The organism is Lacinutrix sp. MEBiC02404 (assembly GCF_053601575.1).
Window position 1 is genome coordinate 282,200 of sequence record NZ_JBSHNV010000220.1, and the last position, 25,035, is coordinate 307,234.

21 protein-coding genes and 1 tRNA gene are annotated in these 25,035 nt (G+C 31.1%); 11 read left to right on the plus strand and 11 right to left on the minus strand.

Annotation, left to right across the window (positions count from 1 at the left end; translation table 11 throughout):
• Positions 1-63: 63 nt before the first annotated feature.
• Both ACVCXO_RS15705 and ACVCXO_RS15710 read right to left on the minus strand, forming a co-directional pair.
• A complete protein-coding gene (locus ACVCXO_RS15705; RefSeq protein ID WP_452230539.1) occupies positions 64-1,365 on the minus strand; it encodes a T9SS type A sorting domain-containing protein in 1,302 nt (433 codons plus the stop codon).
• Positions 1,366-1,530: 165 nt separating this feature from the next.
• Positions 1,531-2,850 carry a T9SS type A sorting domain-containing protein gene (locus ACVCXO_RS15710; RefSeq protein WP_452230540.1) on the minus strand — a complete coding sequence of 440 codons (1,320 nt, stop codon included), beginning with the start codon at positions 2,848-2,850 and terminating at the stop codon, positions 1,531-1,533.
• Between the two features lie 801 nt (positions 2,851-3,651).
• Here ACVCXO_RS15710 and rnr point away from each other — a divergent pair.
• The 4 genes from rnr to ACVCXO_RS15730 all read left to right on the plus strand — a co-directional run bounded on the left by rnr (position 3,652) and on the right by ACVCXO_RS15730 (position 7,789).
• A complete protein-coding gene (rnr, locus tag ACVCXO_RS15715) occupies positions 3,652-5,850 on the plus strand; it encodes a ribonuclease R (RefSeq protein ID WP_452230541.1) in 2,199 nt (732 codons plus the stop codon).
• A gap of 183 nt (positions 5,851-6,033) precedes the next feature.
• Positions 6,034-6,333, plus strand: coding sequence for a YbjQ family protein (locus tag ACVCXO_RS15720; protein ID WP_452230542.1), 300 nt, complete (start codon positions 6,034-6,036; stop codon positions 6,331-6,333).
• A gap of 61 nt (positions 6,334-6,394) precedes the next feature.
• On the plus strand, positions 6,395-7,072 hold the full coding sequence (locus tag ACVCXO_RS15725; RefSeq protein WP_452230543.1) for a head GIN domain-containing protein: 678 nt from the start codon (positions 6,395-6,397) through the stop codon (positions 7,070-7,072).
• Positions 7,073-7,111: 39 nt separating this feature from the next.
• Entirely contained in the window at positions 7,112-7,789 is a 678-nt protein-coding gene (locus ACVCXO_RS15730) for a LysE family translocator (RefSeq protein ID WP_452230544.1), read from the plus strand.
• A gap of 9 nt (positions 7,790-7,798) precedes the next feature.
• Here the strand turns inward: ACVCXO_RS15730 and ACVCXO_RS15735 are convergent, their stop codons facing one another.
• From ACVCXO_RS15735 to ACVCXO_RS15745, 3 genes are all read right to left on the minus strand, one after another.
• Positions 7,799-8,086 (minus strand): hypothetical protein, encoded by a 288-nt coding sequence (locus ACVCXO_RS15735; RefSeq protein ID WP_452230545.1) that lies wholly within the window; start codon positions 8,084-8,086, stop codon positions 7,799-7,801.
• A gap of 571 nt (positions 8,087-8,657) precedes the next feature.
• Entirely contained in the window at positions 8,658-9,314 is a 657-nt protein-coding gene (locus tag ACVCXO_RS15740) for a hypothetical protein (protein ID WP_452230546.1), read from the minus strand.
• A gap of 252 nt (positions 9,315-9,566) precedes the next feature.
• A complete protein-coding gene (locus ACVCXO_RS15745; RefSeq protein WP_452230547.1) occupies positions 9,567-9,788 on the minus strand; it encodes a PLDc N-terminal domain-containing protein in 222 nt (73 codons plus the stop codon).
• 706 nt (positions 9,789-10,494) lie between these two features.
• On the opposite strand from ACVCXO_RS15745, the gene ACVCXO_RS15750 reads away from it, so the two are divergent.
• Positions 10,495-11,496, plus strand: coding sequence for a fibronectin type III domain-containing protein (locus ACVCXO_RS15750; RefSeq protein ID WP_452230548.1), 1,002 nt, complete (start codon positions 10,495-10,497; stop codon positions 11,494-11,496).
• Positions 11,497-11,546: 50 nt separating this feature from the next.
• On the opposite strand, the gene ACVCXO_RS15755 is transcribed toward ACVCXO_RS15750, so the two are convergent.
• The 4 genes from ACVCXO_RS15755 to ACVCXO_RS15770 all read right to left on the minus strand — a co-directional run bounded on the left by ACVCXO_RS15755 (position 11,547) and on the right by ACVCXO_RS15770 (position 13,395).
• Positions 11,547-11,780, minus strand: coding sequence for a hypothetical protein (locus tag ACVCXO_RS15755; protein WP_452230549.1), 234 nt, complete (start codon positions 11,778-11,780; stop codon positions 11,547-11,549).
• Between the two features lie 764 nt (positions 11,781-12,544).
• Positions 12,545-12,615, minus strand: a tRNA-Cys gene (locus ACVCXO_RS15760).
• 84 nt (positions 12,616-12,699) lie between these two features.
• Positions 12,700-13,062 carry a dihydroneopterin aldolase gene (gene folB, locus ACVCXO_RS15765; protein ID WP_452230550.1) on the minus strand — a complete coding sequence of 121 codons (363 nt, stop codon included), beginning with the start codon at positions 13,060-13,062 and terminating at the stop codon, positions 12,700-12,702.
• A 123-nt stretch (positions 13,063-13,185) separates the two neighbouring features.
• Positions 13,186-13,395, minus strand: coding sequence for a zinc ribbon domain-containing protein (locus ACVCXO_RS15770; protein WP_452230551.1), 210 nt, complete (start codon positions 13,393-13,395; stop codon positions 13,186-13,188).
• A 127-nt stretch (positions 13,396-13,522) separates the two neighbouring features.
• Here ACVCXO_RS15770 and ACVCXO_RS15775 point away from each other — a divergent pair, with 127 nt between their 5' ends.
• From ACVCXO_RS15775 to ACVCXO_RS15795, 5 genes are all read left to right on the plus strand, one after another.
• Positions 13,523-15,532, plus strand: coding sequence for a glutamine--tRNA ligase/YqeY domain fusion protein (locus tag ACVCXO_RS15775; RefSeq protein ID WP_452230552.1), 2,010 nt, complete (start codon positions 13,523-13,525; stop codon positions 15,530-15,532).
• A gap of 183 nt (positions 15,533-15,715) precedes the next feature.
• Positions 15,716-19,342, plus strand: a complete 3,627-nt coding sequence (locus tag ACVCXO_RS15780) for a S8 family serine peptidase (RefSeq protein WP_452230553.1) — start codon at positions 15,716-15,718, stop codon at positions 19,340-19,342.
• A 147-nt stretch (positions 19,343-19,489) separates the two neighbouring features.
• On the plus strand, positions 19,490-19,975 hold the full coding sequence (locus ACVCXO_RS15785; RefSeq protein ID WP_452230554.1) for a DUF1761 domain-containing protein: 486 nt from the start codon (positions 19,490-19,492) through the stop codon (positions 19,973-19,975).
• A 70-nt stretch (positions 19,976-20,045) separates the two neighbouring features.
• A complete protein-coding gene (locus tag ACVCXO_RS15790) occupies positions 20,046-21,203 on the plus strand; it encodes a GNAT family N-acetyltransferase (protein WP_452230555.1) in 1,158 nt (385 codons plus the stop codon).
• Positions 21,204-21,283: 80 nt separating this feature from the next.
• Positions 21,284-21,487, plus strand: a complete 204-nt coding sequence (locus tag ACVCXO_RS15795; protein ID WP_452230556.1) for a hypothetical protein — start codon at positions 21,284-21,286, stop codon at positions 21,485-21,487.
• A gap of 50 nt (positions 21,488-21,537) precedes the next feature.
• Here the strand turns inward: ACVCXO_RS15795 and ACVCXO_RS15800 are convergent, their stop codons facing one another.
• Complete coding sequence (locus tag ACVCXO_RS15800; RefSeq protein WP_452230557.1) at positions 21,538-22,464, minus strand: SPFH domain-containing protein; 927 nt, start codon at positions 22,462-22,464, stop codon at positions 21,538-21,540.
• Between the two features lie 74 nt (positions 22,465-22,538).
• Here ACVCXO_RS15800 and ACVCXO_RS15805 point away from each other — a divergent pair, with 74 nt between their 5' ends.
• Positions 22,539-23,225, plus strand: a complete 687-nt coding sequence (locus ACVCXO_RS15805; protein WP_452230558.1) for a hypothetical protein — start codon at positions 22,539-22,541, stop codon at positions 23,223-23,225.
• A gap of 116 nt (positions 23,226-23,341) precedes the next feature.
• Here ACVCXO_RS15805 and gltX read toward each other — a convergent pair whose 3' ends face one another.
• A complete protein-coding gene (gene gltX / locus ACVCXO_RS15810; protein WP_452230559.1) occupies positions 23,342-24,850 on the minus strand; it encodes a glutamate--tRNA ligase in 1,509 nt (502 codons plus the stop codon).
• Between the last annotated feature and the right edge of the window lie 185 nt (positions 24,851-25,035).

Consider the following 25,035-nt stretch of genomic DNA (forward strand, 5'->3'; position numbering starts at 1 on the left):
AATAAAAAAAGCCTTGTTATAAAATGAAACAAGACTTTTAAAAAATTTATGTCGTTATTATATTTACTTTTTCAATATCTTTTTTACACTTTTTCCTTGATCGGTGTTTATTAAAGCAAAATAATATCCTGAGCTTAAATACGATAAATCTATAGCAGTTTTGGTAGTTGTTAACAACTGCTTTCCTTGTAGGTCTACTATAGTAATTCCCTTTAAAATTTGGTTGTTTTTTAAACCAATATGCAAGTTATTAACCACTGGATTTGGGTACATACTAATAGTATTTAATTGATTTTCATTAGTACTTAAAGTTTGACAATCATTACTAAAAACCACAGAAGAATAATTAATATTTGTCCAATTAGCAGTAGAAAACACTTCATCATCTACATTAGCACAATCTATATTTACATTATATAGACTAAAACTAGTAATATTAGTATTGTTTCCGTTTCTTAAATCTACGCTACCAATAGTAGAATTATTAAAACCAACAGAAGTTAAATTGTTACTATTAGAAAGATCTAGATGGTTAACGGAAACACCTTCTAAATAGAAACTCTCTATGTCTATTAAATTACTTGTGTCTAAATTTGTTAATGTAATCCTACCATCGGAAATAATAGTATTAACTTTAGTACAATTAGTTAAATCTATAGCATTTAAACTACTATTCCACCTAAAACTTAATCTTTCTAAATTGATACAATTGGTTACATTTAATTCTTGCAGATTAGCATCAAATACACCAAAATTTATTAATGCTGGTTTATTACTTAAATCTAAACTACGAATACTGGTTTCGTCAATATTAATACCACTTAAAGAAGTACAACCAGTAACATTTAGAGTACTTAAATAGGATTCATCTGCATTAATAGATCTTAAAGAAGTTAAACCTTGAAGATCTAAGTGGCGTATAGTACATTTATACATGTTTATAGTTTCAAGCGAAGTACACGTGCTTAAATCTAAAGTATCTAAAGAAGTAAGTTTAATATTTAGATCTACTAATCCTGTACAACCAGTAACATTTAATGTTTGTAAACCAGTATTTATGGATAGATCTAATTCTTGTAAAGCTGTTAAACCACTTACATCAAGCGCTGTAATATCAGATGTTTTTAAATAGGTTAATGCAGTAAAATCTCGAATCCCTGTAATATCGGATATCGTATATGGAATATCTAAGCTATTAACAATTGCTATATCACTTGTTAATACTTGTCCGTCATGGATTCCTTCGCTGTCCATCCCTTGATCTATTAGATATTGTTCAAAAGCAGAGTTTGGAATTAATGTGTATTGCGCATTTATTTGGTGAATACATACAATACTAAATAAAAGAATGTAAATTTTTTTCATGAGTTAATAGTTTAAATTAGACGTAATTTATTTTCCGCTGTACAGCGAAAACTATTAACAGGTATTATAAAATATAGAGAGAATTGTAAATATATAAAAAATATTTAAAATACTGATATATGGATAGTTATGTTTTATAATAATAAAAGAATGTAGTGACTTGAATTACTTTTTCAATATCTTTTTAACACTTCTTCCTTGATCTGTAAGTATCATAGCAAAATAATAGCCAGTACTTAAATGCGATAAATCTATAGTAGTTTCAGTAGTTGTTAACAACTGCTTTCCTTGTAGGTCTACTATAGTAACTTCCTGTAATATTTGATTATTTTTTAAACCAATATGCAAGTTATTAACAACAGGGTTTGGGTAGATACTTATGCTATTTATTTGGTTTTCAATGGTACTTAAATTTTGACAATCATTACTAAAAACATAAGAAGAATTGATATCAATATCCCAATTTGCGGTAGCATAATTTTCATCATCTACACTAATACAGCTTAAATTGGTACTATACACATAAAAATTAGTGATATTGGTATTGTTTCCATTTCTTAAATCTAAACTACTTACTGCCGAATTACTAATACCTATATAACTTAAGTTTACATTAGAAGTAAGATCTAGATCTGTAAAAGAAACTCCTTCTAAATCTATTCTTTCTAAATCAGGAAAATTACTTGTATCAAAACTTGTAATCTGATTACTAAAGGAATCTAAAAAAGTAATATTTTTAATACTAGTACAATTTGTTAAATCTAGATTACTTAAACTACCGCTTTGGTTTACAAATAAACTTTCTAAATTATTACAATTAGACAAGTTTAAATTTTGAATACCAGAATCATAAAAACCTAAACCTATTAATGCTTGATTATTACTTAAATCTAAAGTAGAAACTAAAGTTTCATCAATATTAATACTACTTAAAGAAGTACAACCAGCTACATTTAAGGTTTGTAAATACGATTCATTCGCTCTAATAGATGTTAAAGTCGTTAAACCATGAACATCTAAATCTGTTAAATAACTTTTATACATATCTATAGTAGCTAACGAAGAACAAGTACTTAAATCTAAACTATGCAATCCAGATATTTTAATATCTAGATCTACTAATCCGCTACAACCAGTAACATTTAAGCTTACCAAAGTATAATTTAAAGCGAGATCTAAATCTTGTAAAGCAGTTAAACCACTGACATCTAAAGATATTAAATTGGTATTATTTACCGATTTTAAAGATGTTAATGCGGTAAAATCTTGAATACCAGTTAAATTAGATATATTAGAATAAGAAATATCTAAGTTATTAACAACTGCTATATCTATTGTTAATACTTGTCCGTCGTGTGTCCCCTCGCTGTCCATCCCTTGATCTATTAGATGTTGTTCAAACGCAGGGTCAGGAATTAATGTGTATTGTGCATGTATTTGGTGAATAAATAGCAAACAAAATAAAAGTTGGTACATTTTTTTCATGCGTTAATAGTTTAAATTAGACGTAATTTATATTCCGTTTTGAAACGGAAACTATTAACTGATATTCTAAAAACTGGGAGAGAACTGTAAATATACAAAATAATATTTAAACTACTGATTTAATGATAGTTATATTTCTTTTGTTAATAAAAAAAAGTAGTAGCGAAGCATCTTAATAACTTCCAAAATAATAAGGATAACTTGTTCATATCTTCTTATTGTTTTTTAAAACTTTAATTAGGATTATCCAGTTAATTTTCCAAACCAAAACGTAAAGTGAACCACCAAAAAAGTTAGCCCTTTTTTACAGAGAAGTTTTCAGACCAAAAAGTGTACATACCAACATTAAAAAATGAAATACTTATTAAAGTTTATATGTGAATAGTAGTTATTAACAACTGTTAATAGCGAAATTAAATCCTTTAAAAATGAAGCTTTTAAGTAACTAACAACTTGTTAATAGAGTTACTTATTAAAGCAATCAAACTAAAACCTGAAAAAGTTATACCGTTATTAACAAGCTATAATAACCATTATTATTTTTTTAAATTTTTAAAAGAAAAAGATGAATATGTATATATATGTTTATAACTACTAATTTTCCTTTTTTAAACTCATTTATCCCTTTTCCCTTTTATAAAATTTACTTTCCTTTTTTAGTTATTAATATTCTCTTAATATCCATTTAATATTAAAATTGTAACTTTGTGAAAATAATTAGCGAAATTTCTCCACTTAAAACGCTAGATAATAACAGAATTTCGCATAACTTAGAAATTCAAAAGATTACAATTAAATTAAATGACAAAAAAGAAACACAGGAAACCTTCACATAACAAGATTTCCAACCTTACAGATACTATATTAAGTATTTTAAAAAAAGACAGAAACAAAACATTCAACTATAAACAAATTGGTGCTATAATTGGTGTTAATGACGCTAGTAGCCGAAATCAGATTATAAAAAAACTACAACAACTTAAAGCGAAAGAAGAAATTAAAGAAATCGATCGTGGTAAGTTTCAAATAAATAGTAATACAGAATATCATACCGGAATTTTTGATGCCGCACAACGTGGTAATGGCTATGTAATTTGTGATGATTTTGATGAGGATATCTACATTGCTTCCAATAATGTTAACAAAGCATTAAATGGAGATGAAGTAGAACTTTATGTGTATAAACGTAGAAAAAATGGTAAACATGAAGGGGAAATAACTAAAATTATTAAGCGTGCAAAAACCGAATATGTAGGAATTATACAAATTCACGCAAAAAAGAACTTTGCATTTGTAGTAGTGGATGGTAACAAAATGAAAACAGACATTTTTGTGCCAATTGGTAAAACCATGAATGCCAACGATGGTGATAAGGTATTAGTAACGATGGAAGAATGGCCGGAAAAAGCCGATTCTCCTAACGGACGAGTAATTAAAGTACTTGGTAAAGCCGGAGAACATAATACCGAAATCCATGCTATTCTAGCAGATTATGGTTTACCATATGAATTTCCACCAGAAGTAGAAGACTACGCAAACAAAATAGACTTACAAATTAAGCCAGAAGAAATTGCAAAACGTCGAGACATGCGTAAAGATTTAACCTTTACCATTGATCCAAAAGATGCAAAAGATTTTGATGATGCCTTATCATTTACCGTTTTAGAAAATGGTAATTATGAAATAGGAATTCATATTGCAGATGTTTCCCATTATTTACAAGAAGGAACTATTTTAGATGATGAAGCGTATGAGCGTGCAACCTCTGTGTATTTAGTAGATAGAGTAGTACCAATGCTTCCTGAAGTATTAAGTAATGGCGCATGTTCTCTTAGACCACATGAAGAAAAATATACCTTTTCTGCAGTTTTTGAAATAAATAATAAAGCCGAAATTAAAAACGAATGGTTTGGAAGAACGGTGACCTATTCCGATGCGCGTTTTGCATACGAAGAAGCGCAAGCTATTATTGAAAGTAAAACAAATTTAATTCCTGCTGAAGTTTCTTTAACTGGTGAAGCATATCAAACAGATCAAGCAATTGCAGACGCTGTTTTAAAAATGGATGAACTTGCAAAAATTATGCGTGGACAACGCATGCGATCTGGAGCAATTAGCTTTGATAAAGTAGAAGTAAAATTCGAATTAGATAAGGATTCAAATCCAGTTGGCGTATTCTTTAAAACGAGTAAAGATGCGAATAAACTAATTGAAGAATTCATGTTATTAGCTAACCGAAAGGTTTCGGAATTTGTAGGAAAACAAAAACCAGAAAAAACTTTTATATATAGAGTGCATGATGAGCCAAATGAAGAAAAATTAATGGCTTTACAAGGCATTGTATCTAAATTTGGACACAAGCTTAACTTCAACAGTAAAGAAGGTATAGCATCTTCTTTAAATAAGTTATTAAGTGATGTACAAGGTAAAAAAGAACAAAACTTAGTAGATACTTTAGCAATACGTACCATGTCTAAAGCAGAATATACCACTAAGAATATTGGGCACTATGGTTTAGCATTCGACTATTATAGTCACTTTACATCACCAATTCGTAGGTATCCAGATGTCATGGCACACCGATTATTACAACGCTATTTAGATGGCGAAAAATCTGCAAATGCAGAAGTGTACGAAGAACGTTGTAAACATTCTAGTAATATGGAATATTTAGCTACAAAAGCCGAAAGAGATTCTATTAAATACATGCAAATTCGTTTTATGCAAGATCATTTAGACGAACCATTTAAAGGGGTTATTTCTGGGGTTACCGATTGGGGAATTTATGTAGAAATTATCGATAATAAATGTGAAGGTATGATTAGAACTCGCGATATTAAAGGCGATTACTATGAGTTTGATCAAGAACAATTTGCACTGGTTGGTCGCGATACAAAAACCATGTACCAACTTGGTGATGAGATTATTGTAAAAGTAAAACAAGCAGATTTAATTAAACGTCACTTAGATTTCGAGTTACTAGGTAAAGCGGAAGCATAAAATTAATACCAAAATAATTTAACGAATGCTATTCTTGTTTTGTTACGAGAATAGCATTTTTTATTTTTAAAAAGTAACATGTTAACCAAACCAACAACTAATAAAAAGTATTGGTAGTGGAAGGGATTTCATAGAATAGCACGATATTACAAATACATTATTAACCACATAAAAAAGGAAACCATGATTCTAACCACAACAAACACTATCGAAGGACATAAAATTCATGACTATTTAGGTATTATTACTGGAGTTGCAGTAAATAGAAAGCAAACCGGGATGTCTTTTAGTATGACAAAATATTATGATGCTTTAGAAAGTAATATTGAAATCGTAAAAGAAGAAGCTTTTCAAAACCTTAAAAAAAATGCTATTACTGTGCATGCAAATGCCGTTGTAGGTATTACTGTAGATGTAGAAACTTTTGCAACTACCGGAATACTTATGATTTCTATTACTGGAACAGCTGTTAAAGTTGCCTAAAAATCAAGATATTGAATTCTTAATTGTATAAATTTACATCTTATTTAAGAAAATATATATCATGAAAAATATTCTGTCCGTACTATTTATACTTACTACCATTACGAGTTTTGCACAAGAATCTCAAAATACTACTATTGGAGAATTTAGCGAAATAAAAGTCTATGATCGAATAGAAGTAGAACTTATTAAAGCAGATGAAAACAAAGTTGTGGTTTCTGGAAAGAACACAAATGATGTGGTCATTGTGCATAAAAAAGACATTCTAAAAATTAGAATGACACTTTCTGAAGCATTTAACGGTGAAGATACCACAGTGCAGGTATATTATACTTCTTTAGATGTTATAGATGCCAATGAAGGCACTTTTATAGGTTCTAATGATGTTATTGAACAGTTTGACCTAAAGGTGAAGGCACAAGAAGGAGGATCCGTTAGACTAGAAGTAAAAGCACTTCAATTTTTAGATATAAAATCGGTTTCTGGAGGAACTATTAATATTTCAGGTAACACTGCGAATCAAACCGTAGATATTAATACAGGAGGTGCTTATAAAGGAAAAGATTTAATTAGTGAAAATACGACAGTTACTATAAATGCTGCAGGAGTTGCACATGTAAATGCAACCAAAAAAGTAGAAGCTAAAGTGCGAGCAGGAGGAACGGTTTACATTTATGGCAACCCAGAAACAGTAGATGAAAATACTATTTTAGGAGGAAAAATTATTATTAAAGATTAATCCTAGCATTTTTCTTAAATTTGTAAGAAAGATTCACTTATGCTTGATACAATTTTAACAGCAATTCCTTTTGGAATAATTCTATCGTTTACGATTGGGCCTGTTTTTTTTGTACTATTAGAAACCAGTGCCACAAAAGGAGTTAGAAGTGCATTAATATTTGATTCCGGAGTTATTCTAGCAGATATTTTTTTCATTGTTGTTGCTTTTTATAGTACTAGTAAACTTTTAGAAAAAGTAAAAGACGATCCTAGTTTTCTAATTTTTGGAGGTGTTTTCCTAACAGCTTACGGATTAATTTCGTTTATTAAAACCTCAAAATCTTTCCGAGAAATCGTTAGAGAATACCATACGGTAGAATTTAAAAAAAATTATGGAAAACTCTTTATCAAAGGTTTTTTACTAAACTTTATAAACATTGGTGTTTTATTGGGTTGGCTTGGTTTTATTGTTATTGGTAACTCCTTAACCGAAACTACACACGAACTTCAATTATTTTTAGGAACCATTTTATTGGTTTACTTTCTAGTAGATTTATTAAAGATTGCCGCAGCAAAAACACTTAAAAATAAACTAACACCAAGACGAATTTTTAAAACAAAAAAAATAGTAGCACTTGTTATTTTGGGCTTTGGCGTTTTACTTTTAGTACAGGCGTTTTTTCCAAAAGAAAAAGAACTAATTAAAGATAAGTTGGAGCAAATTAATCCGCTTTAAGGATTTATTTTAATGTATTATTTTTTTAATCACTTTGTAATTACCAGATAAAAAACTGTCTAATAATAAATAACCAGCATCCTTGGAGAAGGCTTTGTCAATCAAGTAAAAATCCTCTTTCTCACCAAGCAAACCAAATAGTATTTTCTTCTTAATTTTCCGATTATTAAAAATATAAAAAGTGAAATTATCAGATTCTGTACCAGCAGCAGATAAACAAAAACTATAATTGTTATTTAAATTAGTAAAATCTAAAGACTTACAATAGTAAACTTCATTAGAATGGAATGCATGCATTTTCTTTAATGCTTCCTTTTAAGGATAACTATGAACCATTTCTGTAACAGCATCGGCTGTTAAAATGGTTTTTGGGTACTCTATATTGCGTTTATCTGGATGACAAATGGAATATTTAAAAGACATGGTTTATTTTTTAGAAGGATACAAGTTAGTGCTGTGTGATGCGTTAAACAGGGAATAAGATAAAACAGATAACAACACAAAACAAAAAAATAATTAGCGGGTAAACAGACCAATGGTACATTCTTAAATAATCCTTTTTCTTTTCTTGTTTTTTCTCGTAAGTTATTAATGCTCTGAATTCCATCAAATCTGGTAAAATCCAAATAAAAAAAGGAGATAATTTAATTCCCTTTTTTTCCAATTCCATTCGTATAGCTGCATAATGTGCACCAAAGATTATGAGGGATATAAAACAAATTAGTAAAAAAAATCCAAGGAGTATTTCCATTTTATTTTTTGTGATAAAAAAGAGATGACTTTCGCATGTAGTCTAGAATCAAATAATTAAATATACACGGTTTAAGTTTGTCTTTTAACGCTATTCTTTGTTACAAACCGTATTTTATTAGATGTTGTTCTTATTATTGAAAAACGCAATTGCTTTCGGTTCCGTTTTCAAATTTTCAATAAATTTTTCTCGCTCCTCTGCATTCATAGTTGGTGCTTCCGTTTGATAAAATCTAATTGAACCGTCTTTTTGAGGCGCAACCAAAATCAAACGTCCAATTCTTAAATCAAAAATGCGAGTATTAACTATTCCGTATGCGTTTTTGTCTGCAAATTGCGTAGCAACCCAATCCACTCTACTTTTGCTGGATGTATTTAAACTTCCTTGTGCTAAATAATGTGGGTGATTTCTAGAAGTTGCTAAAACAGGGTTTTCCGTATCCATGCCGTCTGATATTGTCAAAATCGTAAAATAGGTTATATATTCATCGTTTAAATTTTTGAATAGATATTCGCTGTGTTCGCCTCTACCAATTATTATCGTTTGTCCAATAATTTTTTTGCCACCAATTTCTGTTTCAATGGAACCATTTCCATTACCTGGTGATTCATAGTTTGGCGTTGGAAAAGGGGATGTATAAAGAGGAAAATCAGATGGTGGATATTTTTTCAAATTCTCAATTTCCATTTTGAGAGTTGTGGTATCCCATTTTTCAGGTGAATTGAATTCAGATGCTAATTTTTTTGATTTTTCTAAAGTCCAAAAAGCTTCCATAACAGAATCGTTAATTTCTACTTTTTCCGATTTGGTACTACAAGAAAATACGGTTCCTAGTAAAAATATCAATGTTATAAAAAAGTTCGTTTTCATATTGTTTGTAGCGTTTATGTACAGAAATTTACGTTTTGAGCGCAAGGATTTTCGAAAGGAAAATCAGACGAAACAAATGAGTAACCGACTTTATTTAAGCACTAATGTAGCTATTTTTCATACACGTTGTTGGCTTTTAGTGCTTCTTGACAGTTATTAGTTGATTTTTATTTTTTTACTCTTTCCAATAAATAGATATAGAATGGATCCCAAAATAGGTAGGAATATAACAACTAAAGTCCAAGTAATTTTGTCATTTTTCTGAAACTGATTTCTTAATATATCTCTTATGCAAAAAAGCCAAAGGCCAATAGAAATAAATAGTAGCGCTTGCCAAATAAATAAACCTAAAGAAAAATCTGTTACTGTTTTATCCATAATATTATTTTTAAATATTTATATAATTGATTTTTAATTCTGAAACTTGGTAAATATGGATTGCGTGAGGTTTAGCGTATTCAATTTAGTTAAAAATTCTGAAAACGAGCTAAAAAAATCCGGAAAGTATTTCATTCAGCAATGGAGTGAGCAGTCAAAATAATTATTAAAAACCTGCACCGTAGTTGTTCGTTTTAAAACTCAAACTAAAATAAAACAAGGTTTTTTTATAGTTGTAAAATGGCATTAAAGCTAACGAATTCATACAGATGTAAAACAAATCATTACTAAACCAATAAAGGTTTATACTAGGTATTTGTTAATCTTTCAATTTCCCTAAAATTAGATTACAATTTTTATTAAACAAAACGGATAACATAAGATAAAGGTTTCTTTAGTTGTCGATTTATAGTATCGAACCGCTAGATCTATCTTACTTCAAATTTTTTAAAATTTAAATCAAAAACAAATGTCCTGGGTTATTTTAGGCTTTGGTATTTTACTTTTAGTACAAGTATTCTTTCCAAAAGAAAAGGAATTAATTAAATACAAGTTGCATAAAAATAGGCCATTATAATACTATTTTACTGTGTAATTACTAAATAAAACTAAAAGAATGCTTTAATTCATTTTTATAGTATTTCTTCTTTTGAAGCGTTAGCCTATAAAAATTACTATTTTTACATCCAATTAAAATGACTTTCAAATGAAAAAAGGATGCTTAATTGTTTTTATTCTTGTGTTTTTTAGTACTTGTTCTTCAAGTAATGAAGAAGAGGAAACCCAATCTTCATCATGTTCTAAAATATTAAGTTTAACAGCATTTGACGTAGGAAATACCACTGTAAATTTGTTTTGGACAACTAATGAAAACGCTTCTAATTTTGAAGTAGAATATGGTCTTGAAGGTTTTGCATTAGGTAGTGGTACCACAATAAATGCTACTACAACCTCTTTATTTATAGAAGGTTTAATTAAATCTAGCGATTATTCCTATTCTGTTAGAGCGTTTTGTGAAGATACTACTTCGTATAGCGAATGGTCTAATGTACATAGTTTTAGAACAAAAGAGGAAAACCCTTTTTGTAATGATCCATTAGTAATGCAAGTCAAAAGGAAACCTTGGTTGCATCCAACTGAAACGCATAACACTGTTCACGTGGAATGGTCAGGTGGAAGTGTGGATGGATTGGAAGTTCAATATGGTCCTGCAAATTTCAACATAGATGAAGGCACCATAATTACAGTACAAAACACAAGTAGTATTGGAAGTGGATCTGCAGCAATTTCTGGATTAGAGCCGGATACTTCCTATCACTTTTATATTAGAAATATTTGCTCTAGCGCTGGTTACAGTGGTTGGTTAGGGCCGGAATGGATTTATACAGATGAAACCCCGTTTAATGTAAATTGTAAGGATCCTACTGATTTTGATATAGGTCCAGGAACAGGAAATGGGTGGGCAAGTTTTTATTGGAGTGATAATTCGGAATCAAGTTGGGACATTCATATTATTCCTGAAGGTAGTCCGATTAATCTAAACGACACAAATACATTTAATGTCACAGACAATACTTTCGGATTATATTTCACGAACCAAAATGGTTACATTCATGGTCAAGGCTATGATTTTTATATTAGAGCCAATTGTGGAATGGATGGAAATAGTGATTGGTATGGCCCAACAACTTTTACCGCGGGATTCTAGCTTGATTATTCATAAAGTAGCAGGGAAATTTGTTTTGTTAGCTTCTTTTTTTATTGTTTACGTAACCACATCCTAATTTCTTTTCGCAAAGAAACTTCAGGTTTTGGTAACGGAATTGTTTGTCCGAATTGTTTACTTCTATTAAATTTTGAAAACGTACTCTTATGTTTTTTCCATGCTTCTGGATACAATTCTAAGAACTTGCTAAAAACACTTTGTTCATTTATTTTTCCTTCTATTTTAGAAAGTACTTCTTTAAATTTTTGCTCTTGGTCTATAATCATTTCGTTGTTATTCAGTAGTAAAGAAAACTAGTATTTGTTTCAAATATTATGGTTAGTAAAGGTTTTTGGGTGAGGGTTTCTGTTTTGTCACTATTGTGCACAACAAGTTTTATATTAATTATACCCTTTAAATAGAACAGGTTATAATAACTTTTTTAGTACTGTTATTTCGTAAATATAATTCTTTTAAAGTAATATTCAAACAGCTACTTTTTTCTAATTTTTGTAATAATTTCAATTCTAATTTTTAAATACTCTTAAGTTAAGTTTTAGGTTTCTGGAAGTCTTAAACATATTCTAAATTTTCTGAAAATTTAAAACAAAAAAAGAGCTACTAGATTAAGAGACTATTTTTTGAGGTGTCGATTCCTGCTATCGAACCGCTGTATCTATCTTACTCAAAATTTTTTTAAAATTTAAAACAAAAAAAAAGCTACTAGATTAAGAGACTATTTTTTGAGGTGTCGATTCCTACTATCGAACCGCTGTATCTATCTTACTCAAAATTTTTTTAAAATTTAAAACAAAAAAAGAGCTACTAGATTAAGAGACTATTTTTTGAGGTTTCGATTCCTGCTATCGAACCGCTGTATCTATCTTACTCAAAATTTTATTAAAATTTAAAACAAAAAAAGAGCTACTAGATTGAGAAACTATTTTTTGAGGTGTCGATTCCTGCTATCGAACCGCTGTATCTATCTTACTCAAAATTTTATTAAAATTTAAAACAAAAAAAACCGACAACATATGTTGACGGTTTCTTGAGGTGTCGAGCGGATTCGAACCGCTGTAGTTGGTGTTGCAGACCAAAGCCTAGCCACTCGGCCACGACACCGTAAATTCCTAGTTTATTAGGAATCTCATTAATTCTAACGAGAAGGCAAATATAAAAATATTTCCCTTTTAACACTAGTTAGTTTTACTTTTTTCTTTTTTCGGTAATTTCAATGGTTACCATTTCCACATCTCCACCAATTGGAGGATTAATTTTACTTACTGCAACTGTAGCAATACTAATTAGTCTAACTTCTTTAAGTACACGTCTTAAAATACGTTTTGCAACGCTTTCTAATAAGTGCGAAGGTATCGCCATTTCTTCACGAACCACCTTGTTTAAAAATACGTAATCTACAGTATCTTTTAAATCATCGGTACTTGCGCTTTTTTGTAAATCGGCTTTTACTTTAATATCTACACGGTAATCACTACCTATTTTAGTCTCTTCGGTTAAGCAACCATGATGTGCAAAAACACGAATATTTTCTACTTTTATTATTCCCATGGCGCAAAAGTAGTATAATCCATGGCACTTTTCATAAAAATTCTAATGTATTTCCATTAGTTATTAATCTATCTTGATTCTTGGCGCTAAAAGCAAAGCGGTCTTCCTTTTTTTATAGTCAGATTAGTTAGTAAACAAATCGAAAATATTACTAAGTGCGCTTGTTTTCGATTTATAAAACTCGGTATATGTACAATTATCGCAAGTTACCGAAGTATATTTTTGGGATTGTACATCAAATATTTTAGACCAAGTGCCGCCAGTAGCTCGCATTTGTCCTGTGATATACTTGTTATTGTTACATTTTGGGCATTCGTAGTTTTTGTGTTCCATAATTATTGTTGTTTTATATATACGTCTTAATACTTCAAAAAAGTTACGAAATTTATACGCTTTTGCAAATATGTAGTTACTATAAATTTGTCTAGTTTTGTATTTCAGTTTAGAAAGTAATATAATTATGTCTGAAGAAACCAAAGCGCTCCATTTTATCGAGCATATTGTAGAAGAAGATTTACAAAACGGAATGTCTAAAGAACATTTACGTTTTCGTTTTCCACCAGAACCAAATGGCTATTTGCACATTGGGCATACCAAAGCAATTGGTATTAGTTTTGGTTTAGGGGAAAGATACAACGCACCTGTAAACCTAAGGTTTGACGATACCAATCCTGCAAAAGAAGAACAAGAATATGTGGATGCTATTAAGCGCGATATTACTTGGTTAGGCTATACTTGGGCAAAGGAAGTATATTCATCAGACTACTTTCAACAATTGTATGATTGGGCAGTACAATTAATAAAAGACGATAAAGCCTATGTCGATTCTCAGTCTTCGGAAGAAATGCGTGTACAAAAAGGAACACCAACAGAAGTAGGAACGAATAGTCCGTATAGAAATAGATCTGTAGCAGAAAATCTAGATTTATTTCAACGTATGAAAGATGGAGAATTCCCTAATGGATCTCACATTCTTCGTGCTAAAATAGACATGGAAGATCCTAACATGTTGATGCGTGATCCTATAATGTATCGTGTCATGCATGCACATCATCACAGAACAGGAAACGATTGGTGTATTTATCCAATGTACGACTGGACGCATGGAGAAAGTGATTATATAGAACAAGTATCGCATTCTTTATGTTCTTTAGAATTTAAACCGCATCGTAAATTATACGATTGGTTTAAAGAGCAAGTATATCCTATAAGTGCTAAAGAATATCCTTTAATTCCGAAGCAAAGAGAATTTGCACGTTTAAATTTAAGCTACACCATTATGAGTAAGCGAAAGCTGCTTAAATTGGTAGAAGAAAATATGGTTTCTGGTTGGGACGACCCAAGAATGCCAACTATTTCTGGTTTACGAAGAAGAGGATATACGCCAAATTCTATTAAACAATTTATAGAAAAAGTAGGAGTAGCAAAACGTGAAAACGTTATTGATGTTTCGCTTTTAGAATTCTGTATTCGAGAAGATTTAAATAAAACAGCACCAAGAGTGATGGCTGTTTTAGACCCTATAAAAGTGGTAATTACCAATTATCCGGAAGATAAAGAAGAGTGGTTTGAAGCAGAAAATAATCCAGAAGATGCTGCTGCAGGAATTCGGAAAGTGCCTTTTTCTAGAGAAATTTATATTGAAAAAGACGATTTTAAAGAAGAAGCTAGCGATAAGTTTTTTAGATTAAAACTAGGAGGTGAAGTACGACTTAAAAACGCATATATTATTAATGCGGAAGAAGTTGTAAAAGATACCAACGGAAACATCACAGAAATACATGCTACCTATTCGGAAGATACCACCAAAAAAGTAAAAGGAACCTTGCATTGGGTTTCTGTAAAACATGCGGTTCAAGCAGAAGTTAGAGAGTATGATAGATTATTTGTAGACGAAGCTCCAGATAGCCATGAAGGCAAAGATTTTATGGAATTTGTTAATCCGAAGTCATTAAAAAAGATACACGCATTTGTAGAACCAAGTTTAGCAGAAGCTAAAATAGGAGCGCAGTTTCAGTTTCAACGTTTGGGGTATTTTAATGTAGACAACGATTCAACTTCTAATAAATTAGTATTTAATAAAACCGTTGGTTTACGGGATTCTTGGGCAAAAGTAAAACCTAAAGAAAATGCAAATCAAAACCAACAAAAACCACAACAACAAAGTCAGCGTAAAGCAATTAGTGTGATTCAACAATTCGGAAAGAAATACACCAATCTTCCGGAAGAAAAGCAACTAAAAGTTAGAGCAGAAATACTGGAACTCGCTAAAGAAGTTTCGTATGAAGAATTAGAACCTCTTTTTGCTACCGCAGTTAAAAAAGCGGGAACTAGAATAGGAGCCATGTTAACTTTGCGTGTTTTATTAGAAAATGGTTTAGAGAAAAATGAAGCGATTATAGATTTTATTGAAAAAGCATTAGAAGATAAAAATGAATTGCTGGTTGCAGAAGCAAAAAATATAAACTAGTTATTTCTTGCCATAAAGCTTTTTTAAAACATGGAATTCAATTTAATAGATCCACTTTTTTATTTTATAAAGAAGTGGATTTTTGTTGTGTATAAATTCTTTCTAAAATATTAGAAATAAAGAATAATCACTATATTCGAGTGCTATTATTCTAATTTTAAACATTTTACAACTAAACTAACCATGAAAAAAACCAAAAAATCTACAAGCTTAATAGGCTTGTTTACTACTTTATGGACTGCAATACTTTTACTCCATTGTAGTTTTTTAACCGCTCAAAATTCTAATATCGTTTACTTTCAAGACGAAGTAATTAGCATGCCAAATAACATAGAAACCTTCACTTGGGATGCGATGCCAGAAACCGCAAAATTTAGAGAAGGTTATTTTGGATGGCTTCAATTTAATGAAACACCTTCCCAAAGTATTCAAGATGCATTTAAAGCTAAAAAACTAAAGCTTATTGCGTATTATCCAGATAGAACCTACCTTTTTTACTTTCCGAAGCGTACCAATATAAACTACTTAAAACAATCTGGAGTACGTTCTATTATTCCTTTAGAAAACAGACTTAAAAAATCTTTAGAAATCAAATCTAACACGATTGAGGACTACGCAATGGAAGGAAATAATGTGCTTATCACGTTATTGCATCATGATTTTGTTAATACCGATTATGTAGTTTCAGAATTACTAAAAATAGAATCTGTAACCATCCAAGAAAATTTTAAAGGACACAGCATGTTACAAATTGCCGTTCCTTTAGAACAAATAGATCAAGTAGTATCTAAACCTTTTGTAAAATGGATAGAATTAATTCCAGCACCTGCAGTAAAAGAAGATATACAAGGACGAAATTTGCACAGAGCTTCTAATTTAGATACACAAACCACTGCTGGTAGAAATTATACAGGAGCAGGAATAGGTGTACTTGTAAGAGATGATGGCGTTGTAGGACCTCATATTGATTTTGAAGGAAGAATAGATAATAGTGCAACAACAACTACCGGACAAACGCATGGGGATGGTGTTGCTGGAATATTAACAGGAGCCGGAAACCTAGACCCAAGAAAAAGAGGAATGGCGGCAGGGGCAAACCTGTTTGTAACCGATTATATTTCTACATTTTTAGATCCGGAAACAACGAGTTTAATGGATAACGGATTAGTCCAAATTACAAACTCATCGTATAGTGATGGTTGTAATGATGGCTATACTACCAATGCTATTACAGTAGATTCTCAAACAAATACAAACCCTTTCTTATTGCACGTATTCTCGGCAGGTAATTCTGGGGCTTTGGATTGCGGTTATGGAGCAGGAGCAGGTTGGGGAAATATTACTGGAGGACATAAACAAGGTAAAAATGTAATTGCAACAGCAAATACATTTTTTGATGGATCATTATCCAGTACCAGTAGTCGTGGTCCTGCTCTAGATGGTAGAATTAAGCCAGATATCACAGCGCACGGACAAAACCAAGAATCTACAGCAGAAAACAACACCTATCAAACATTTGGTGGTACTTCTGGGGCAGCTCCAGGAATTGCAGGTGTTTCTGCACAATTATATGAAGCTTATACTACTTTAAATGGAGGTGCTTTACCAGAGTCTGCTTTAATAAAAGCAACGCTACTAAATACAGCAAATGATTATGGAAATGTAGGCCCAGATTTTAGTTTTGGTTGGGGAATGGTAAACGGACTTAGAGCAGCAAAGTTAATAGAACAAGGACGTTATTTAAATAGTACCGTTACACAAGGAACAAATAATAATCATTTAATGTATGTACCAGGAAATACTGCTCAAGTGCGTTTTATGGTGTATTGGAGTGATGAAGCAGGAGCGCCAGCAGCTTCACCTGCATTAGTAAATGATTTAGATTTAGTAGTAACAGACCCAGGAACTGGAACACACCTACCATGGGTTTTAGATTCAACTCCAAATGCTGCAAACTTAAATACACCTGCAACTACAGGTGCAGATCATCTAAATAACATGGAGCAGGTTTTAATTAATAACCCTGCTGAAGGAGCATATACTATAAATATTTCAGGATTTAATGTTCCCGTAGGACCACAAAAATATTATGTGGTTTATGAAATTATTACCAACGGTTTAACACTTACTTATCCGTTAGGAGGAGAAAAATTAGAGGTAGGAACTCAGGAAGTAATACATTGGGATGCCGTAAATGTTAGCGGTTCTACGGATCTAGAATACTCTATAGATAATGGTGCTAGTTGGACGGCAATGGCTACTGTAGCAGCTACAGTTACTAATTATACGTGGACCGTTCCAAATAGTATTTCTGGAACGTGTTTAGTAAGAGTTTCTAATGGCACATTGGTCGATCAAAGTACTGCTAATTTTTCTATCGCAGAACGCGTAACGGGTGTGAATATTACACAAATTTGCCCAACAGAAGTAAGCCTAACCTGGAATGCAGTAACAGACGCGACGTCATATGATGTTTACCTTTTAGGAGAAAAATTTATGGAGGTTGTAGGTAACACTACAACAACATCTTTAGCAATTCCTATTACAGATCCTAATAATCCAATTTGGGTTGCGGTTAGTGCCAAAGGAGGAAATGGTTGGGAAAGTTTACGAACAAACGCTGTAAATTATTCAGGTAACGGATTGTTTAATTGTCCGTTAAGTAAAGATATAGCAGTAACCGTATTGAATAATTCAGCTTCCGATTTTGTTAAAGTATGTAACCAAGATCCTATAATTATTACGGCAGATATTTCAAATTTAGGTACAGACCACCAATCTAATTTTATGATTTCCTACCAAATAGGAACAGAAACTCCGGTAGATGAAATGTATGCAAGTATTCTTTCGCCTGGTATAACAGATACTTTTATTTTTAGCACACCAGTAAATGTAACAGCCAATGGTGCTTCTACCTTAAAAGTTTGGACCTCGCTTTCGGGAGATGAATTTACAAATAATAATGAAAAAGCATTAGATTATTTTGCACAAGTATCTGGTACAGAACCAGGTGTTGTTGAAACGTTTGAGGTAAATGGAGTACCTCCAAGTGGTTGGGCATTAAGTAATCCAGATAATGCTAGAACTTGGCAAGAACGAGCAGGTATAGTTGGAATAGACGGCAATACAACAACAACAGCTTATGTAGATGGGGCAAATTATAGCGCAAGAGGACAAGAAGATGTTATTATTACCGCGTATTATGATTTAGATTTTAATGGTACCGCAGAATTAAAATTTGATATTGCAAAAGCACAATGGTCTGCAGCTTACAATGATGGTTTTCGTGTAGAAGTTTCTATAGATTGTGGCACAAATTACACACAAATTTATTTTAAAGAAGGTTTAGATTTAGCAACAGTTGGTTATATTAATGCTTCTTGGTCTCCAAATAGTGGAAGTGATTGGAGAACCGAAATCGTAGATATTACGCCTTATATTGGAGAACAAATATTGCTTCGTTTTATAAATATTAATGATTATAGTAATAGTACTTTTTTAGATAATATTAATCTAACAAAGGAGGTCAATCCTTTATCTATTGCAGAAAATGAATTAGAAAATGCAATTTCTGTATATCCAAATCCATCGGAAGCAGATGTATTTATTCATATTAATACTACTATTGGCAATACGTATCAAATAGAGTTATTAAATAACCTCGGACAAAATATTACTTCCATTTCTAAAACGCGTTTTAGTCAAAGCGCCCAACAGCGTTTGGATGTTTCAAAATATGCGGCAGGATTATATTTCGTGAAAATTAAAGTAGATAACCAGGAAGTAGTGAAAAAATTAATTATAAAATAAGGAAGAAATAGGTAAGTGTAAAATCCCATAATTATAATATTTATGGGATTTTTTTTATTTTTGGTCCTACTGGGCTTCTAGGGAACTAATTTTATAAACAGCCATTATTTTTTGTACATTGAAAACAACTAACTAATACTATTAAAAATGGAACAACTTATCAACCCTTGGGCAATCCCAGTAGCGGCTGTTGCAGCCTTACTAATTGGGGCAATTTGGTACAATCCAAAAGTCTTTGGAAGCGTTTGGATGCGAGAATCTGGTATGACAGAAGAGAAAATGAGAGGAACTAATATGTTCAAAATCTTTGGCTTGTCTTTAGTTTTTGCAGCAATGTTGGCTGGGTTATTAATGAATTATACAAACCATCAATGGGGAGCAATAGGAATGATAGGAGGAAGCCCAGAAACAGCTTTACCATCCTATGAAGCTTTTATGGCAGACTACGGAAATGCTTTTAGAACCTTTAAACATGGCGCATTACACGGAACTATGTTTGGTGTGCTTGGCGCATTACCAATACTTGGAACTATCGCATTATTTGAACGTAAAAGCGCAAAATATATTTTTATAAATGCTGGATATTGGATGGTTACACTTGGTGTAATGGGCGCATTACTTTGTGGCTTATAAAATTTTGTAATTATTTATCACATGTAAAGACTGAAAGCTTTTATTTTCAGTCTTTTTTATTTTTATTTATTTGATACACTTTAAACTTTTTAATACTACTGAAGACCTTCCAGAATCCTGGAACTACCTACCAACACAAGATATTTTCTTGAAAACGCCTTTTTTAAAAGCATTAGAGCAATCTTCACCAAGTAATATAACTTCGTATTATTTAGCTGTTTTTAAAGCCGAAAAGTTAATAGGAATTGCCATTTTACAACGTCTAGAAATGTATGCAGAAGATATCTTTAGAAAAACATCTTCTAATATTTTTAAAGTAATCGGAAAAAAAGTAATTGCCAAAATAGTAAGAGGAAATGCTTTAATTGTTGGAAACGTAATGCATACAGGACAACATGGTTTGTTTTTTTTAAAGGAAGAAATTTCGGAAGAAGCATATCTGAATCAGATAAGTGCGGCAATTAAAGAATTGCGAAAAACGATAAAAAAGCAATTCCGAAAAAAGATACGAATCATCGCTTTTAAAGATTATTTTGAAACCGATAGCATTCACGAAAATCATGCTTTTTTCCAAAAAGAAAACCTGTATAAAGTACAAGTACAACCCAATATGTTATTTTCTATTCCGAAAGAATGGCATACCAAAGAAGATTACATCGCTGCTTTCACTAAAAAATATAGAGATCGTTTTAAGAGAGCAAGAAAGAAAGGAGCTGCTCTAGAACTTATAGAACTAGATTTAGAAGGTATAAATAAAAATGCTAATGCACTTTTTGATTTATATGAGTGTGTATCAGATAATGCAGGAATAAACTCCTTTAAACTAGCTAAAAATAATTTTTACAGCCTAAAAGAACATTTAAAAGAAGACTTTAAAATCTTTGGATATTTTTTAAATAACGAACTCGTTGGTTTTTATACCTTAATTCTAAATGATAAGAAGTTGGAAACGTATTTTTTAGGATACAACCCAGAAGTGCAGCAGGAATACCAAATGTATTTAAACATGTTATATAATATGGCTAATTTTGGGATAGAAAATAAAATGGAAACCATTGTTTTTGCTAGAACAGCAATGGAAATTAAAAGCTCTATTGGTGCAAAACCATATACTATGTATTTGTATTTAAAACATACCAATAATATTATTGCCAACACCGTTTTAAAATTCATTGTGAAGTATATGAACCCCATTAGAGAATGGCAAGAGCGACATCCTTTTAAATAAGGCTAGCTTTTAACTATTATATTTTTGATTATTGTCTAAATATCAGTAACTTATGTTGTGTAATTTAGAGTATAAGGATCATGAAAAACACTCAGAAAATATTAGTTAGAATTTCTAAAATTTTATTAGACATAGAAACGAATCATCATGAATTGTATGTGCATTTAGATGAAAATCCGATGCCAATTCCTGCTTTGCAACAGTCTAAAGTAGATTCTAATTCACTAGAAGATTATTTTATAAGCCTGAAAGAGATTCTAAAAAAATATAAAAAGAACCACTAAAAAAACCTCAAAGATTAACTTTGAGGTTTTTATAAGAATAGTAAATATGTTTATTTAATTTCCTTCTTTTTAGCATTCTTCATTGCTTCTCCAATTTGATTACTCGCAGTAAAACTAGCAACCATATCATTTAACATTTGACTTCCTGCTTGTGGCGAATTAGGCATTAATATTAAATTACTATTAGTATGTTGTCCAATAGCCTGTAACGTATCATAATGTTGGGTAACTACAATTAAAGCAGATGCTTCTTGACTGTTAATACCAACTTTATTTAAAACCTCTACAGATTCTTCTAAACCTCTTGCAATTTCACGACGTTGATCTGCAATACCTTGTCCTTGTAAACGCTTGCTTTCTGCTTCCGCTTTTGCTTTTTCAACAATTAAAATACGTTGTGCATCTCCTTCATATTGTGCAGCAGTTTTTTCTCTATCTGCAGCATTAATTCTATTCATTGCTATTTTTACTTGCGGATCTGGATCAATATCAGTTACTAAAGTTCTAATAATATCGAAACCATAATCTATCATAGCATCATTTAATTCTGCTTTTACAGCTAAAGCAATATTATCTTTTTTAACAAAAACGTCGTCTAACTTCATTTTTGGAACTTCGGCACGCACTACATCAAAAACATAACTTGTAATTTGATCATGCGGATAATCTAATTTATAAAAAGCATCATACACTTTTTCAGTAACTACTTTATATTGTACAGACACTTTTAATTTAACAAAAACATCATCTAAAGTTTTGGTTTCAATAATGACATCTAATTGCTGAATTTTTAAACTTAAACGACCAGCAATCTTATCTATTATTGGAATTTTAAAACGTAAACCAGATTGGCGAATAGCATGAAATTTACCAAAGCGCTCTACAATAGCAGCTGTTTGTTGTTTAACAGTAAATATTCCAGAAATTAAAATGAGTAATCCGAAAAAAATAATAGGTATAAAAAGAAAATTTCCCATAATATGTTTTTTAAATGGTTAAAATAATAATACTTTAAAATTAAGCTATATTTGTCCAAACCACACATACAATTATGAAATTTAAACAGTATATCTTATTAGTAGCCTTTTCGATGGGTTTCGTTACAATAAATTTCGCGCAACACAGAACGGTGCCTATAAAAAATGGAGTAGGAATTCAGGGAGGACTTACGCAGTTTGATATTATTACCGATAATTTTGATACCCAAAAAGGAAATGGTTGGATTGCTGGAGGATCTGCAACGGTAGATATACCGCATAAGTTTTACAATATGAGTTATAGTATTCAGCTTTCTGAAAATACCGTTGGTATTGCTGCACGACCTATACCTTTAATTACTTCTGAAGAATATATCGATTATAAATTATTTACGGCACAGATTTCTTTACAAGCACATATTAAAATTGTAGATAGTTATTTAACGCTGGACGTTGGACCAATGTTGCAATATAACAGTGAATTAGAGCTGAAAGATGATAAATACGAAAACTATTTTATTAGTAATTACAACAATCTTCTAGCAAAAGAAATCAGTGATATTTCAAAGTTTAATGTGGATGGTGCTATTGGTTTATCTGCTGGAGTGAGCCATTTTAGATTGAAAGCACAATATATCTACGGATTTACAAATATGTTAGGAAAGCTAAATAAGAACAATTTAGATACTAGCGGAAGCAGTGAAAGTAAGTTTAAAGGAAATCAATCGATGTTAGCTTTTACACTAATGATTACATTATAAAGAATATTGTTTTTTAAAGGATAGATTACCCTGTAGTAGTGTCTTTTAAAATCGTATAAAAAATAAAAAAGCGAGCTTAACGGCTCGCTTTTTTTGTTTTATATATAAGTAAATATTTAAATAGTATTTGCTAAATTTTCTATTCTTTCTACCGTTTGGTTTTTACCAATCATATACATAATATCAAAAACTTCTGGACCTTGTAATGCACCAACTAACGCTAAACGCAATGGCATCATTACTTTTCCAAAACCAATTTCTTTGTTGGTAATCCAGGTTTTAATAGTAGTGGTAAGGTTTTCTACTTCAAAGTCTTCTATCGTATTTATTAACATAGAAAGTTCGCTCATCAATTCACGAGTATCTTCTTTCATTGCCTTTTTATACGCTTTATCATCATAGCTTTTTGGCGCTTGAAAAAAGAAAGCACTTAAATCCCAAAAGTCACTTATAAATGTTGCTCGTTCTTTTATTAAACCAACAACCATGGCAATGTAATTAACGTCGATATCTTTTAATGCTTCGTGTTTTTGTTGAAAAGCTAAAGCTAAATCATCATTGTCTTGCTCTTGCATATAATGATGATTAAACCATTTTATTTTATCTGGATCAAAACGTGCTCCAGATTTATTTACGCGATCTAAATCGAAAGCAGCAATCAATTCTTCTAAGTTAAAAATCTCTTGTTCTGTACCTGGATTCCATCCTAAAAAGGCAAGAAAGTTTACCATACCATCGGCAAAATAACCATCTTCTTTATACCCTCTAGAAACTTCACCATCTGGAGATTTCCATTCTAAAGGAAACACAGGAAACCCTAATTTATCGCCATCACGTTTACTTAATTTTCCTTTTCCTGTTGGTTTTAAGATAAGCGGTAAATGTGCAAATTCTGGAGATTCCCAGCCAAAAGCTTTATATAATTGATAGTGTAATGCTAAACTTGGTAACCATTCTTCACCACGAATTACATGTGTGATTTCCATTAAATGATCATCCACAATATTCGCTAAATGATAGGTTGGCATACCATCACTTTTAAACAAAACCTTATCGTCTAATACGTTCGTGTCTATTGTTACATTTCCTCTTATAATATCGGTAAGATGTAACGTTTCATCTTGTGGTGATTTAAAACGAATTACATAATCAGCACCAGCATCTAACTTTGCTTGTGTTTCTTCGGCAGTTAAGGATAGTGAATTAGATAAGAAATTTCTATTATGCCAATTATAAATAAATGTTTTTCCTTTTGATTCATGATCTTTTCGGTAGTAATCTAATTCTTCAGAAGTATCAAAAGCATAATATGCATTGCCAGAAGCAATTAATTGTTCTGCATATTCTTTGTATAAATGTTTACGCTCACTTTGTCTGTATGGTCCAAATTTTTCATTTTTTCCTGGTCCTTCATCAAACGGAATATTACACCAGTTTAAGGCATCTATAATATATTTTTCTGCGCCTTCTACATAACGATTTTGGTCTGTATCTTCAATACGTAACACAAAAGTACCCTTGTGTTTTTTGGCAAATAAATAGTTGAATAAAGCAGTACGAACTCCTCCAATATGTAAAGGTCCTGTCGGACTTGGTGCAAAACGCACTCTAACGTTTTTGGTCATTGTGAATATAAAAATCAATTAAAACTGTAATCCTGAAGTTATTTCAGGAACTTAAGTGCAAAGATACAATTAACACATAATTATAAATACTCTTTAAAATAAAATTGTAGTTTAGTAGATTAAGCTAGACTATCTTTGCTTTTACAAAGATAAATGTATAAAAATGGCTTCTGGCAAAGGCGGAA

Excerpts from the sequence above, each read along its gene's own strand:
- ACVCXO_RS15705 (WP_452230539.1), bottom strand. The coding sequence starts at position 1,365 with ATGAAAAAAATTTACATTCTTTTATTTAGTATTGTATGTATTCACCAA.
- gltX (WP_452230559.1), bottom strand. The coding sequence starts at position 24,850 with ATGACCAAAAACGTTAGAGTGCGTTTTGCACCAAGTCCGACAGGACCT.
- ACVCXO_RS15800 (WP_452230557.1), bottom strand. The coding sequence starts at position 22,464 with ATGGGAAATTTTCTTTTTATACCTATTATTTTTTTCGGATTACTCATT.
- ACVCXO_RS15805 (WP_452230558.1), top strand. The coding sequence starts at position 22,539 with ATGAAATTTAAACAGTATATCTTATTAGTAGCCTTTTCGATGGGTTTC.
- ACVCXO_RS15720 (WP_452230542.1), top strand. The coding sequence starts at position 6,034 with ATGATTCTAACCACAACAAACACTATCGAAGGACATAAAATTCATGAC.
- ACVCXO_RS15785 (WP_452230554.1), top strand. The coding sequence starts at position 19,490 with ATGGAACAACTTATCAACCCTTGGGCAATCCCAGTAGCGGCTGTTGCA.
- ACVCXO_RS15780 (WP_452230553.1), top strand. The coding sequence starts at position 15,716 with ATGAAAAAAACCAAAAAATCTACAAGCTTAATAGGCTTGTTTACTACT.
- ACVCXO_RS15735 (WP_452230545.1), bottom strand. The coding sequence starts at position 8,086 with ATGCATGCATTCCATTCTAATGAAGTTTACTATTGTAAGTCTTTAGAT.
- ACVCXO_RS15740 (WP_452230546.1), bottom strand. The coding sequence starts at position 9,314 with ATGGAAGCTTTTTGGACTTTAGAAAAATCAAAAAAATTAGCATCTGAA.
- rnr (WP_452230541.1), top strand. The coding sequence starts at position 3,652 with ATGACAAAAAAGAAACACAGGAAACCTTCACATAACAAGATTTCCAAC.
- ACVCXO_RS15725 (WP_452230543.1), top strand. The coding sequence starts at position 6,395 with ATGAAAAATATTCTGTCCGTACTATTTATACTTACTACCATTACGAGT.
- ACVCXO_RS15770 (WP_452230551.1), bottom strand. The coding sequence starts at position 13,395 with ATGGAACACAAAAACTACGAATGCCCAAAATGTAACAATAACAAGTAT.
- ACVCXO_RS15795 (WP_452230556.1), top strand. The coding sequence starts at position 21,284 with ATGAAAAACACTCAGAAAATATTAGTTAGAATTTCTAAAATTTTATTA.
- ACVCXO_RS15745 (WP_452230547.1), bottom strand. The coding sequence starts at position 9,788 with ATGGATAAAACAGTAACAGATTTTTCTTTAGGTTTATTTATTTGGCAA.
- ACVCXO_RS15775 (WP_452230552.1), top strand. The coding sequence starts at position 13,523 with ATGTCTGAAGAAACCAAAGCGCTCCATTTTATCGAGCATATTGTAGAA.
- ACVCXO_RS15755 (WP_452230549.1), bottom strand. The coding sequence starts at position 11,780 with ATGATTATAGACCAAGAGCAAAAATTTAAAGAAGTACTTTCTAAAATA.
- ACVCXO_RS15750 (WP_452230548.1), top strand. The coding sequence starts at position 10,495 with ATGAAAAAAGGATGCTTAATTGTTTTTATTCTTGTGTTTTTTAGTACT.
- ACVCXO_RS15730 (WP_452230544.1), top strand. The coding sequence starts at position 7,112 with ATGCTTGATACAATTTTAACAGCAATTCCTTTTGGAATAATTCTATCG.
- ACVCXO_RS15710 (WP_452230540.1), bottom strand. The coding sequence starts at position 2,850 with ATGAAAAAAATGTACCAACTTTTATTTTGTTTGCTATTTATTCACCAA.
- folB (WP_452230550.1), bottom strand. The coding sequence starts at position 13,062 with ATGGGAATAATAAAAGTAGAAAATATTCGTGTTTTTGCACATCATGGT.